We start from the raw sequence: 13386 nt of genomic DNA, 5'->3' as shown, positions 1-13386 counted from the left end.
GATCACGTTTCCAGCAATATTTTGTCAAACATTCTTCTAATTTTACCCTTGGCAAAGTGGAAATACGGGTTTTTTTCTAGGCACTGGGACAATCAGGCGAAACGTCTTGTACTTTTACATCGAGACTTTGAAGCAAAGACTGGATGCGATCAACCAACTGCGCGTTGACCGTGCTTTGGCCGCAATGAAGCCCGCTTTTCAGCAGGTTTACAGTCTTTTGCCGATTTTACTACATCATCATCACCCATTGATGCCGGGCTACGTCGAGGGCAAGGTTCCTCACGGCGTCTGTTTCTACACGCCTGATGAAAAGCAGCAGCGCTACCTGGATAATATCGAATTAAGGTGGGGCCCCTGCGCGAATTCGCATGAGCAGGGCGAACTGCCGATTACCGGCGTCTATTCCATGGGCAGCACCTCATCCATCGGCCAGAGCTGTAGCTCCGATCTGGATATCTGGGTTTGCCATCAATCCTGGCTGGACAACGAAGAGCGCCAGCGGCTGCAGAAAAAATGCACGCTGCTGGAAGAGTGGGCGGCGGTGCAGGGAGTGGACGTCAGCTTCTTCCTGATGGATGAAAACCGCTTCCGCCACAATGAAAGCGGCAGTCTGGGCGGCGAAGACTGCGGCTCTACCCAGCATATTCTGTTACTCGACGAATTCTACCGCACGGCGGTCCGCATGGCGGGCAAGCGTATTTTGTGGAATATGGTGCCGGTGGAGGAAGAACCCAATTACGATGAGTATGTGCTGTCGCTGTATGCGCAGGGCGTACTGGCGCCGAACGAATGGCTGGACCTGGGCGGGCTGAGTACGCTTTCCGCGGAAGAGTATTTCGGCGCCAGTCTGTGGCAGCTGTATAAAAGTATCGACTCCCCCTACAAGGCCGTGTTGAAAACGCTGCTGCTGGAAGCCTATTCCTGGGAGTATCCCGATACGCATCTGCTGTCCATGGATATCAAAAAACGGCTGCATGACGGCGAGATCGTCTCTTTCGGTCTGGATCCTTACTGCATGATGCTGGAGCGGGTGACGAACTATCTGACGCAGATAAACGATCAAACCCGGCTGGACCTGGTGCGCCGATGTTTCTACTTAAAAGTCTGTGAAAAACTCTCGCGGGAGCGCCCCTGCGTGGGCTGGCGCCGCCAGATTCTGAAGCAGCTGGTGCAGGAGTGGGGCTGGAGCGATGAGCATCTGGCGATGTTGGACAACCGGGCAAACTGGAAAATAGAACGGGTACGGGAAGCGCACAACGAACTGCTGGATGCGATGATGCAAACCTACCGCAACCTGATCCGCTTCGCCCGCCGTAATAATCTGAGCGTCAGCGCCAGCCCGCAGGATATCGGGGTGTTGACCCGTAAGCTGTATGCCGCATTCGAAGCGTTGCCGGGCAAGGTGACGCTGCTCAATCCGCAGATTTCCCCCGATTTGTCCGAGCCGGATCTCACCTTTATCTACGTACCGGCGGGGCGCGCCAACCGTTCCGGCTGGTATCTGTACAATCAGGCGCCCTCGATGGACGCCATCATCAGCCATCAGCCGCTGGAATATAACCGCTACCTGAATAAGCTGGTGGCCTGGGCCTACTTCAACGGTCTGTTGACGCCGAGTACGCGCCTGCATATCAAAGGCAGCGATCTGTGCGATATTACCCGCCTGCAGGCGCTGGTGGCCGACGTCGCGCGGCATTTCCCGCTGCGCCAGCCCGCGCCGACGCCGAAAGCGCTGTACAGCCCGTGTGAAATTCGCCATTTGGCGATCATCGTCAATCTGGAATACGATCCCACCGCGGCCTTCCGCAATCAGGTGGTGCATTTTGATTTCCGCCAGATGGACGTTTTCAGCTTCGGCCAGCAGCAGCAATGCCTGATCGGCAGCATTGATTTGCTGTACCGCAACTCATGGAACGAAGTGCGTACGCTGCATTTCAGCGGCGAGCAGGCGATGCTGGAGGCGCTGAAAACCATTCTGGGCAAGATGCACCAGGATGCCGCGTTGCCGGAGTCGCTGGAGGTGTTCTGCTACAGCCAGCATTTGCGCGGCCTTATCCGCACCCGGGTGCAGCAGCTGGTCTCGGAATGCATCGAGTCGCGCCTGACCAGCACGCGCCAGGAGCCGGGCCGCTTTAAGGCGGTGAAAGTGGCCGGCCAAACCTGGGGACTGTTTTTCGAACGGCTGAGCGTATCGGTGCAGAAGTTGGAAAACGCCGTTGAATTCTATGGCGCGATTTCCAACAACAAGCTGCAGGGCGTACAGGTCGAAACCAACCACATACACCTGCCGCCGGTTATCGACGGCGTCGCCAGCGAAGGCATCATCCAGTTCTTCTTTGAGGACGTGGTCGAGAATCAGGACTTTAATATCTATATTCTCGACGAGTCCAACCGGGTTGAGGTGTATCACCACTGCGAGGGCAGCAAGGAAGAGCTGGTGCGCGACGTCAGCCGTTTCTACTCGTCGTCTCACGACCGCTTTACCTATGGCTCCAGCTTTATCAACTTCAACCTGCCGCAGTTTTATCAGATTGTGCAGCTGGACGGCAGAACCCAGGTGATCCCGTTCCGCAGCAGCGCGCTTTCTCACCTGTGCATTACCCCGGTGGTCAATGATGCCTCCAGAGAGATGCCGCAGCGGCTGCAAATACTTTAATTTTCACCATCCCCGATTTTTTCAGCGCATTCACCAAGGGAATTGCCATGGATAGGTTGCAACGCAGAAACCTGATATTGCTGGCGCTGGGACAGGGGCTGACGGGCAGCATCATTTCGCTGATGACCCTGTCTTCCACCCTGGTCGGTATCCTGATGGCGCCGATCCCGCTGCTGACCACCCTGCCGATTACCGCCACCGTCTGCGGCGCCACGCTGATGATTTACTCGGTTTCTTCGCTGATGGCGAAATACGGCAGAAAAAACGCCTTTATCATCGGCACGGCGCTGGGCGTCGCCGGGTCGCTGCTGGCGGCGCTGGCGATCGTGCTGAAAAACTTTCCCCTGTTTGTGTTGGCGACCTTTGTGCTGGGGATGTCCTGCGCCTTTAATCAATATTACCGTTTTGCCGCCGCCGAGGTGTTCAGCGATAACCACCAGAAAAACGGCGCGATTTCCTGGGTGATCAGCGGCGGCATCCTGGGCGGCTTTCTCGGTCCGGCCGCCGCCAGCCACTCTTCCGATTTCTGGCCGCTGTATCCGTTTCTCGGCAGTTTTCTGGTCGCGGCGCTGATCTGTATCGTGACGGCCCTGCTGCTGCTGGGTCTGAAGCTGCCGCAGGCGGCGGTGGGCGTCACAACCGAAAAAAGCGCAGAGCCGCTCTCTGCGGTTTTGAAAAGCCGGGCGTTTATCCTCGGCACGGCCAGCTGTACCGCCGGTTTTGTGGTGATGACGCTATTGATGAACTCCGCCCCGCTGGCGATGCATCGGCACCATTTTTCCGTCGGCAGCAGCGCCACGGTGCTGCAGTGGCACTTTGTCGCCATGTATGCCCCGGCGCTGGTGCTGGCGCTGCTGGCAAAAAGACTGAGCGCCGGTGCGGTGGTGGCAACGGGGATTATCTGTAACTTAATCGGCATCGCGCTGGCGATGAACGGCCTCACCTTCTGGCACTTCCTCTCCTCGCTGGTCATGTTCGGCGTGGGCTGGGCGTTTATGTTCAACGGCGGCACGTTTATGCTGAATGCGTTTTCCCATTCGGCGCATAAAGCCCGGATTCAGGGCATCAACTCGCTGGTTATCAGCCTGCCCAATGCGCTGGCCTCGCTGTCGGCGGGCAGCATGATGGCGTTCACCAGCGGCTGGCCGCTGGTGAATATCGTGAGCGTGGTCATTCTGCTGGCGACGGTGCTGATGCTGTTCTTGATGCGACGTAAATAGTAGGATCTGGGGGGCTAGCTGAAGCGCACGCTTTCCCCGGCCTGCGTTGAGCAGGCGCGGGACAGCAGCGCCCAGAAATCCTCCCCGCCGCGATCGCACACCCAGCGCCGATCCTGATAATTGAAATGATATCCCCCGGACCTGGCGGCCAGCCAGATCTGGTGCAGCGGCTCCTGCCGGTTAATCACGATTTTGCTGCCGTTTTCAAAGGTTAGCGTCATCACGCCGCCGTTGGTTTCATAATCGATATCGGCATCGCCGGTAAATTGATCCAGCCTTTCTTCCAGTTGAAACAGCAATTCGTCGGCTAATTGGTGGAACTCGCTATCGTTCATTTTCGATTCCTATTGATTTTCATGATCCACCTGCGATTATAGAGAGCATGCATGTATGAATTACAGGTCTTAATGTTATGAAAAAAGTATTTCGCCGGTTTTTTCTGGCGTTATCGTTGCTGAGTCTGTTCGGATGCGGCTTGAAAGGGCCGCTTTATTTTCCGCCGGAGCAACAATCGGCAACGCCGACCGCTCAGCAGCAGGACGCGAATCACGCACAGCAACAGTCGTCCGCGCAGCGGTAGTCGGCGATGGCGCGTCTATGCCCCATCGCTTTCAAGGGGGGATAGACGCCGCTGCAACCGGAAAGGGTGCAGGGTAATCATAATCTTATAACAGGTCACGATAGCGTTTTTACCGCGCCCGGTTAAGCCAGCGGAGTCAGGATAATGCAGTTCGCTAAAATGCACGGATTAGGCAATGATTTCATGGTTGTTGATGCCGTTACGCAAAATGTTTATTTTTCACCCGAACTGATCCGCCGTTTGGCGGATCGGCACTGCGGTATCGGCTTCGATCAACTCCTGGTGGTGGAGCCGCCGTACGATCCTGAGCTGGATTTTCATTACCGTATTTTTAACGCCGACGGCAGCGAGGTGGCGCAGTGCGGCAACGGCGCCCGCTGTTTTGCCCGTTTTGTGCGCCTGAAAGGGCTGACCAGCAAGCGTGATATCGCGGTGAGCACCCAGACGGGGAGAATGGTGCTCAGCGTCACCGACGACGATCTGGTCCGCGTCAATATGGGCGAGCCCAATTTTGATCCGCAGCAGATCCCTTTTCGCGCCATAAAAGCGGAAAAAACCTACATTATGCGCGCCGAAGAGCACACCGTACTCTGTGGCGCGGTATCCATGGGCAACCCGCACTGCGTGATCCAGGTCGAGGATGTGGCGACCGCCAACGTCGAGGCGCTGGGGCCGCTGCTGGAAAATCATGAGCGTTTCCCGGAACGTGCTAATATCGGATTTATGCAGGTTATCGATCGCCATAGCATCCGCCTGCGGGTGTATGAGCGCGGCGCCGGCGAAACCCAGGCCTGCGGCAGCGGCGCCTGCGCCGCCGTGGCGGTAGGCATTCAACAGGATCTGTTGTCCGCGCAGGTCCGGGTGTCGCTGCCGGGCGGCGATTTACAGATCCACTGGGAGGGACCGGGGCATCCGCTATTTATGACCGGTCCTGCAACGCATGTTTACGATGGATTTATTCATTTATGAAGAATGTCGAGGAGCAGGCAGAGCGCCGGGTCGCACTCAGTGACGATATGGTTTTGCAGTTCCTGCAACAGAATCCCGATTTTTTTATCCGTAATGCCCGGCAAATCGAGCAGATGCGCATACCGCACCCCGTCAGGGGAACGGTATCGCTGGTGGAGTGGCAGCTGGCGCGCCAGCGGCACCACATCACCCAGCTTGAGGAGGAAATCACGCTGTTGATGGAGCAGGCCGGGGCGAACGAATTGCTGTTTAACCGCTTACTGAACCTGCAAACGGAGCTGGCCTCCGCGGATAGTCTGCTGGATATGCTCGACCGGCTGCAGCGCTGGGCGCGCAAGCTGGGGCTGGCGGGGGCGTCGGTTCGCCTGTTCAGCGACAAATGGCGGATTGGCGCGCCTTCCGACTTTACCCATTTATCCCTGAATCGCTCCCTGTTCGAACCCCTGCGTATTCAGCGCCTCGGCCAGGCCAGCCACTATCTGGGCAGCCTGAACGGCCCTGAACTGCTGCTGCTGTTGCCGCAGGCGAAGCAGATTGGTTCGGTGGCCCTGTCGATGATGGGTGAAAACCACGATCTGGGGCTGCTTATTTTTTCCAGCCGCGACAGCCATCACTATCAGGATGGTATGGGAACCGTGCTGCTGCAACAGCTGGCGACGACCATGCTGCCGGCCATGCTGGAGCGCTGGGTTGAACGGGTATGAGCCAGCCTGATTCACCGGCCGCTTCATCGCTATCGCCGCTGCAATCGCAGGTCGACGATTTCCTGCGCTATCTGAAGGTCGAGCGCCAGCTGAGCGGGTTGACGCAAATCAGCTATGCGCGCCAGCTGGCGGCGACGATCGCCATCGTCTCCGCGGCCGGCGTCGATGACTGGCGGCGCCTGGATGCGGCCGGCGTGCGCGCGGTCGTCTCCCGCAGTAAACGTGACGGGCTGCACGCCGCCAGTCTGGCGCTGCGCCTGTCCGCCCTGCGCAGCTTTCTCGACTGGATGGTGTCGCGCGGCGTACTGGGCGCGAATCCGGCCAAGGGGGTGTCTACGCCCCGCGCCGGACGTCATCTTCCCAAAAATATGGATGTGGATGAGATGAACCGCCTGCTGGATATCGATCTTGACGATCCGCTGGCGGTGCGCGATCGGGCCATGCTGGAGGTGATGTATGGCGCCGGCCTGCGTCTGGCCGAGCTGGTGGGGATGGATTGCCGGCACGTCGACCTGGATAGCGGCGAAGTTTGGGTAATGGGCAAGGGCAGCAAAGAGCGCAGGCTGCCGATGGGGAAAACGGCGGTCGCCTGGCTGGTGCGCTGGCTGGAGCTGCGGGAACTGTTCGGGCCGCAGGATGAGGCGATCTTTATTTCCAATCAGGGACGGCGCATCTCCATGCGCAATGTGCAAAAGCGCTTTGCCGAGTGGGGGGTAAAACAGGGGGTAAACAGCCATGTTCACCCGCATAAGCTGCGCCACTCTTTCGCCACCCATATGCTGGAGTCCAGCGGCGATTTACGGGCGGTGCAGGAATTGCTCGGCCATGCCAACCTTTCCACCACGCAGATTTATACCCATCTGGACTTTCAGCATTTAGCTTCCGTGTATGATGCCGCGCATCCACGCGCCAAACGGGGAAAAACCTGATGCATTTTTACCGACCGCTGGGTGAAATCCGGGCTATCACCTTCGATCTGGACGACACGCTGTACGATAACCATGACGTGATACGGCGCACCGAGCGGGAGTCGATAGACTTTCTGCAGCGCTACCATCCCGCCCTGCAGGATTTTCAGCTAACGGATTTCCACCGCCGGCGCAACGAACTACGGCAACGGGAGCCGGAAATCTATCACGACGTTACCGAATGGCGGCGACGTACGGTCGAGCGGGTGCTGACGGACATCGGCCTGAGCGCCGACCAGGCGGCGCAGGGGGCGCGGGAGTCGATGGAAAACTTCGCCCTCTGGCGCAGCCGGATCAGCGTGACGCAAGAGACGCACCGCACGCTGGCGGCGCTGGCCGAGCGTCTGCCGCTGGCGGCGATCACCAACGGCAACGCCGAACCCCATCTGTTCGGTCTGGACGGCTACTTCACGTTTATTCTGCGCGCCGGCCCGCACGGCCGCGCCAAGCCGTTCGCCGATATGTATCATCTGGCGGCGGAAAAGTTCGATCTGCCGCCGAGCGGGATTTTGCACGTGGGGGACGATCTCACCACCGACGTCGCCGGCGCGCTGCGCTGCGGGCTACAGGCGTGCTGGATCAACCTGCGGCAAGGCAACCTGATGCGCATTGATGACGCGCGCCTGCTGCCGCATCTTGAAATTTCCCGGTTGGAATCGCTGACGGCGTTGTTATAATCACCGGTATAGACGCTGTATAAATAATCAGTGGGAATCGGTCTCCTCGGCGGCGATCCGGTTTCCCGTCAACGGATAACCGATACCTATGGACGTTTCTGCTCTGCTCGATGGCCTCAACGACAAACAGCGCGACGCGGTAGCCGCGCCGCGCGGCAATTTATTGGTGCTGGCCGGGGCGGGCAGCGGCAAGACGCGGGTGCTGGTGCATCGTATCGCCTGGCTGCTGGCGGTGGAAAACTGTTCGCCGTATTCGATTATGGCGGTGACCTTTACCAACAAGGCGGCGGCGGAAATGCGCCACCGCATCGAACACCTGATCGGCACCAGTCAGGGCGGCATGTGGATCGGCACCTTCCACGGGCTGGCTCACCGCCTGCTGCGCGCCCACCATCTGGACGCCGGTCTGCCGCAGGATTTCCAGATTCTCGACAGCGAAGATCAGCTGCGTTTGCTCAAGCGCCTGATTCGGGCGCTGAATCTGGATGAGAAGCAGTGGCCGCCGCGTCAGGCGATGTGGTACATCAACGGTAAAAAAGACGAAGGTTTGCGTCCCCAACATATTGAAAGCTACGGCAATCCGATAGAGCAGACCTGGCAGCGGGTTTATCAGGCCTATCAGGAAGCCTGCGACCGCGCCGGGCTGGTGGATTTCGCCGAGCTGCTGCTGCGGGCGCACGAGCTGTGGCTGAATAAACCGCATATCCTGAATCATTACCGCGAGCGCTTCAGCAATATTCTGGTGGACGAGTTTCAGGATACCAACCGCATTCAATACGCCTGGATCCGCATGCTGGCGGGCGACAGCGCCCGGGTGATGATTGTGGGCGACGACGACCAGTCGATTTACGGCTGGCGCGGCGCGCAGGTGGAAAATATTCAGCTGTTCTTGCAGGATTTCGCCGGCGCGGAAACCATCCGCCTGGAGCAGAACTACCGTTCCACCAGCAATATCCTCAACGCCGCCAATGCGCTGATCGCCCATAACGGCGGGCGGCTGGGCAAAAATCTGTGGACGGACGGGGCGGACGGCGAGCCGATTTCGCTCTACTGCGCGTTTAACGAACTGGATGAAGCGCGCTTTGTGGTCAACCGGATTAAAGTCTGGCAGGAAAACGGCGGCGCGCTGAACGATAACGCCATTTTATACCGCAGCAACGCCCAGTCGCGCGTGCTGGAAGAAGCGCTGCTGCAGCAGAATATGCCGTACCGCATCTATGGCGGCATGCGCTTCTTCGAACGTCAGGAAATCAAGGACGCCCTGTCGTACCTGCGTCTGATCGCCAACCGCAATGACGACGCCGCGTTTGAACGGGTGGTGAATACGCCGACGCGCGGCATCGGCGACCGCACGCTGGATGTGGTGCGTCACACCGCCCGCGACCGGCAGCTGACCCTATGGCAGGCTACCCGCGCGCTGTTGCAGGAAAAAGTGCTGGCGGGCAGGGCGTCCGCCTCGCTGCAGCGCTTTATCGAACTGATTGACGCGCTGGCCGATGAAACCGCCGAACTGCCGCTGCACGTGCAGACCGACCGGGTGATCAAGGATTCCGGCCTGTGGCATATGTACGAACAGGAAAAAGGCGAAAAAGGGCAGGCGCGGGTGGAAAACCTGGAAGAGCTGGTTACCGCGACGCGGCAGTACAGCTATCAGGATGAAGATCAGGACCTGATGCCGCTGCAGGCGTTTTTGTCCCATGCGGCGCTGGAAGCGGGCGAAGGGCAGGCGGACGCCTATCAGGACGCGGTACAGCTGATGACGCTGCACTCGGCCAAAGGGCTGGAGTTCCCGCAGGTATTTATCGTCGGGATGGAAGAGGGCATGTTCCCCAGCCAGATGTCGCTCGACGAAGGCGGACGGCTGGAGGAGGAGCGGCGTCTGGCCTATGTGGGGGTGACGCGCGCCATGCAGAAGCTGACCCTGACGTATGCGGAAACCCGCCGTCTATACGGCAAAGAGGCCTATCACCGCCCCTCGCGTTTCGTCGGGGAACTGCCGGCGGAGTGCGTCGAGGAGGTCCGGCTGCGCGCCAGCGTGTCGCGCCCGGTGAACCATCAGCGCCTCGGCACGCCGATCGGCGAGAGCGACAGCGGCTACCGGCTGGGCCAGCGGGTGCGGCACGGTAAATTCGGCGACGGCACCATCGTCAATCTGGAAGGCAGCGGCGACCATTGCCGCATTCAGGTGGCCTTTCAGGGGCAGGGCATTAAATGGCTGGTGGCGGCCTATGCCCGGCTGGAAGTGGTGTGAAACGATAAATCGCGCATCGTTGCATTATTCGCCGCTCTTCGAGTTGACAGCCTTTTTCATCTCGGCGTAACATGCGCGCATCATTATTCCCGGAGGACCCACGCCTTGGACGCACCCAGTCGATGCTGGCTCAATAACCTGATCATTAGGTACAACTTCTAAGGCTATCTTCCCGTTGCTGATAGCCTTCGTGGTTGTCGGCGATGTCGTTCATCATGTCGCTACGAGTCAGCTCCGTCGAACGGACTGAAACCTGCCGGTGACGTTTCACCTCTGTTTCTGTGTTTCAAGCGCGCGTTGTCCATCTCTGTTACTGAAAAGGGAGCTATGGCCTATGCTGAGCGCATTTAAACTGGATAACTGTCGTCTATCCCGTCTGGAACTGGATGATGCCGACGATCTGACCTCGTCCGTCTGGGTCGATTTAATCGAGCCGGAAGAGGGCGAGCGCGAAAAAGTACAACAGGAGCTGGGACAGAGTCTGGCGACCCGGCCGGAGCTGGAGGACATCGAGGCGTCCGCGCGTTTCTTCGAGGATGAGGACGGCTTGCATATCCACTCCTTCTTCTTTTTTGAAGACGCCGAAGATCACGCCGGCAACGCCACCGTGGCGTTCACCATCCGCGAGGGGCGGCTGTATACGCTGCGCGAGCGCGAACTGCCGGCGTTTCGCCTGTACCGTATGCGCGCCCGCAGCCAAACGATGGTCGACGGCAACGCCTATGAACTGCTGCTGGATTTGTTTGAAACCAAAATCGAACAGCTGGCCGATGAAATCGAGAACATCTACAGCGATCTGGAATCCCTGAGCCGTATTATCATGGAAGGGCGCCAGGGGGACGAATACGACGATGCGCTGTCCACGCTGGCCGAACTGGAAGACGTGGGCTGGAAGGTGCGCCTGTGTCTGATGGATACCCAGCGCGCGCTGAACTTTCTGGTGCGCAAGGCCCGTTTGCCCTCCGGCCAGCTGGAGCAGGCGCGCGAGATCCTGCGCGATATCGAATCGCTGCTGCCGCACAACGAATCGCTGTTCCAGAAGGTCAACTTCCTGATGCAGGCGGCGATGGGCTTCATCAATATTGAACAGAGCCGCATTATCAAGATCTTCTCGGTGGTTTCCGTGGTGTTCCTGCCGCCGACGCTGGTGGCGTCCAGCTACGGGATGAACTTTGAATTTATGCCGGAGCTGAAGTGGTCGTTCGGCTATCCGGGGGCGATTGTGCTGATGATCCTGGCGGGTCTGGCGCCTTATCTCTATTTCAAACGCAAGAACTGGCTCTGAAGCGCGCGGCGCGCGATAGGGTTCGGCAACTTAATTAATTTTATATTAATTATTCGGCTAATCTGTTTAGAATGACGGCAATGGTTTATTGCGGAAACAGGTTGCGCGCATGAGAAGGGTTTCACCCTTGATGCAATGGGGGATCCTGCTGTCGGTCTCGCTGATACTGGGCTTCGGACTGCAGATCTATCACGTTCCGGCGGCCCTGTTGCTCGGCCCCATGCTGATTGGCGCGGCGATGGGGCTGAACGGCGCCACCATCCGCATTCCCCCCGCCTTCTTTTCCGCCAGTAATGCGGTGCTGGGCTGCCTGGTGGCGCAAAGCCTCTCCCTTTCCATTCTGAGTCCTCTGCTCGACAGCTGGCTGCTGGTGCTGTTTATTTTGCTGGCGACCCTTGTCGGCAGCGGGCTTTCCGGCTGGCTGCTGGTGAAGTTCAGCGAATTGCCCGGCACCACGGGCACCTGGGGCGCTTCGCCCGGCGGCGCCTCGGCCATGGTCGCCATGGCGGGGGAGTTTGGCGCGGATGTGCGGCTGGTCGCCTTTATGCAGTACCTGCGGGTGCTGATGGTGACGGCGGCGGCGGCTTTTGTCGCCCGTATCAGCCTGGGAGAGGACGCGGCGGAGAACAGCGCCATGCTGGTGTGGTTTCCGATGCTGGACTGGCGTTTTCCCGCCACCCTGTGCGTCGCGTTCGGCAGCGCCTGGCTCGGCAAACTTTTGCGTATTCCCTCGGCCGCCCTGCTGGGGCCGATAATCGTCGGCTCGCTGCTGCATTCAAACGGCATACTGGCGTTGCAGACCCCGGAATGGCTGCTGGCCCTGGCCTATGCGTTTATCGGCTGGAGCGTCGGGCTGTGTTTTACCCGGCCGATATTTCTGCTGGCGATACGCACGCTGCCGCAGATGATGGCGTCGATTGTCGGACTGATGCTGCTGTGCGGCGCGTTGGCGCTGATGATTACCCGCTTTCTGCCGGTCGATCTGCTGACGGCCTATCTGGCGACCAGCCCGGGCGGGCTGGATTCCATCGCCATTATCGCCGCCGGCAGCCGGGTCGATATGGCGTTTGTGATTGCCTTGCAGACGCTGCGGCTGTTCTCCACCCTGATTTTCAGCCCGCTGCTGTCGCGTTTTATCTCGCGCCGCGTTGATCCTGCGGCGACCTGATGTCCGTCCGCCGCCGCTTACGCTGCGTATAAAGCGCATCGAGAATAAACAGCGCCAGCGCGCTCCAGATAAAGGCGAAGGTCACCAGTTTGTCGCTGCTGAAGGTTTCGCCATAAAAAACGACCGCCAGTAAAAACATCATCGTCGGCCCGAGATACTGGAAAAACCCCAGCGTGGAGAGGCGCAGATAGGAGGCCGCGGCGGTAAAAAACAGCAGCGGTACGGTGGTGATGATCCCCGCGGAGACGAACAGCGTATTCAGCGTCCAGCTATTGTCCGCCATATGGCTGCTGGGGCTGTCGACAATAAAAAACAGGTAGATGGCGGCCATCGGCAGCAGCCACAGCGTTTCAATCAGCATCCCGGTCTGGCTGTCGACGCCGATTTTTTTACGCAGCAGACCGTAAAAGGCGAAGCTGAACGCCAGCCCCAGGGCAACCAGCGGCAGTGAGCCAAAGGTCCAGAGCTGGACCAGCACGCCGGAAACGGCCAGTAAAACCGCCAGCCATTGCAGACGGCGAAAGCGCTCGCCCAGAAAGATAACCCCCAGCATGACGTTGACCAGCGGGTTGATGAAGTAGCCCAGACTGGCTTCCAGCATATGGTGGTTATTGACCGCCCAGATATACAGCAGCCAGTTGCAGGCGATTAATATGGCGGAGAGCGCCAGTAACAGCAGGTGTTTGACGTTGCGGCAGGCATAACGCACCTGATGCCATTTCCGGCTGATGCTCAACAGGATCAGCATAAAGAAAAACGACCAGATAATCCGGTGTGCCAGTATTTCATTGGCGGGGATATGTTCAAGCAGCTTGAAATAAACCGGGGCGATTCCCCAGATAAAATAAGCGCCGAGAGCGAAAAAGATCCCCTTGCGGGTTTGCTGCGCATCCATTGATGATGACTCG

General features: G+C 58.8%; 12 protein-coding genes. 10 read left to right on the top strand and 2 right to left on the bottom strand.

What is annotated here, in order from left to right:
• The first annotated feature begins 106 nt into the window (after positions 1-106).
• Positions 107-2656, top strand: a complete 2550-nt coding sequence (locus MFP24_RS10880; RefSeq protein WP_249230565.1) for a class I adenylate cyclase — start codon at positions 107-109, stop codon at positions 2654-2656.
• A 47-nt stretch (positions 2657-2703) separates the two neighbouring features.
• Positions 2704-3876 (top strand): MFS transporter, encoded by a 1173-nt coding sequence (locus MFP24_RS10875; protein ID WP_249230564.1) that lies wholly within the window; start codon positions 2704-2706, stop codon positions 3874-3876.
• Between the two features lie 14 nt (positions 3877-3890).
• Here MFP24_RS10875 and cyaY read toward each other — a convergent pair whose 3' ends face one another.
• Entirely contained in the window at positions 3891-4211 is a 321-nt protein-coding gene (cyaY, locus tag MFP24_RS10870) for an iron donor protein CyaY (protein WP_249230563.1), read from the bottom strand.
• Between the two features lie 77 nt (positions 4212-4288).
• On the opposite strand from cyaY, the gene lptM reads away from it, so the two are divergent.
• The 8 genes from lptM to MFP24_RS10830 all read left to right on the top strand — a co-directional run bounded on the left by lptM (position 4289) and on the right by MFP24_RS10830 (position 12478).
• A complete protein-coding gene (lptM, locus tag MFP24_RS10865; RefSeq protein ID WP_249230562.1) occupies positions 4289-4456 on the top strand; it encodes an LPS translocon maturation chaperone LptM in 168 nt (55 codons plus the stop codon).
• A 144-nt stretch (positions 4457-4600) separates the two neighbouring features.
• A complete protein-coding gene (dapF, locus tag MFP24_RS10860) occupies positions 4601-5425 on the top strand; it encodes a diaminopimelate epimerase (RefSeq protein ID WP_249230561.1) in 825 nt (274 codons plus the stop codon).
• Positions 5422-6129 carry a DUF484 domain-containing protein gene (locus tag MFP24_RS10855; RefSeq protein ID WP_249230560.1) on the top strand — a complete coding sequence of 236 codons (708 nt, stop codon included), beginning with the start codon at positions 5422-5424 and terminating at the stop codon, positions 6127-6129. The genes dapF and MFP24_RS10855 overlap by 4 nt, the downstream gene beginning before the upstream one ends.
• The gene (gene xerC / locus MFP24_RS10850; protein ID WP_249230559.1) at positions 6126-7058 is read left to right on the top strand and encodes a tyrosine recombinase XerC; all 933 of its coding nucleotides are present in this window, start codon (positions 6126-6128) and stop codon (positions 7056-7058) included. Before MFP24_RS10855 ends, xerC begins: the two co-directional genes overlap by 4 nt.
• Positions 7058-7774 (top strand): 5-amino-6-(5-phospho-D-ribitylamino)uracil phosphatase YigB, encoded by a 717-nt coding sequence (gene yigB, locus MFP24_RS10845; protein WP_249230558.1) that lies wholly within the window; start codon positions 7058-7060, stop codon positions 7772-7774. Before xerC ends, yigB begins: the two co-directional genes overlap by 1 nt.
• Positions 7775-7862: 88 nt before the next feature.
• Positions 7863-10025 (top strand): DNA helicase II, encoded by a 2163-nt coding sequence (uvrD, locus tag MFP24_RS10840; protein WP_249230557.1) that lies wholly within the window; start codon positions 7863-7865, stop codon positions 10023-10025.
• A 334-nt stretch (positions 10026-10359) separates the two neighbouring features.
• Positions 10360-11310, top strand: coding sequence for a magnesium/cobalt transporter CorA (corA, locus tag MFP24_RS10835; RefSeq protein WP_136166776.1), 951 nt, complete (start codon positions 10360-10362; stop codon positions 11308-11310).
• A 109-nt stretch (positions 11311-11419) separates the two neighbouring features.
• Positions 11420-12478, top strand: coding sequence for an AbrB family transcriptional regulator (locus tag MFP24_RS10830; protein WP_249230556.1), 1059 nt, complete (start codon positions 11420-11422; stop codon positions 12476-12478).
• Here the strand turns inward: MFP24_RS10830 and rarD are convergent.
• Positions 12444-13373 carry an EamA family transporter RarD gene (gene rarD, locus MFP24_RS10825; protein ID WP_249230555.1) on the bottom strand — a complete coding sequence of 310 codons (930 nt, stop codon included), beginning with the start codon at positions 13371-13373 and terminating at the stop codon, positions 12444-12446. The two genes, MFP24_RS10830 and rarD, sit on opposite strands and share 35 nt — an antisense overlap.
• Positions 13374-13386 lie beyond the last annotated feature (13 nt).

Source organism: Brenneria tiliae, from assembly GCF_023347575.1.
In the GTDB taxonomy this organism is placed as follows: Bacteria; Pseudomonadota; Gammaproteobacteria; order Enterobacterales; family Enterobacteriaceae; genus Brenneria; species Brenneria corticis.
The sequence above is the reverse complement of the archived record's forward strand: the minus strand, read 5'-3'. Positions and strand labels throughout refer to the sequence as shown.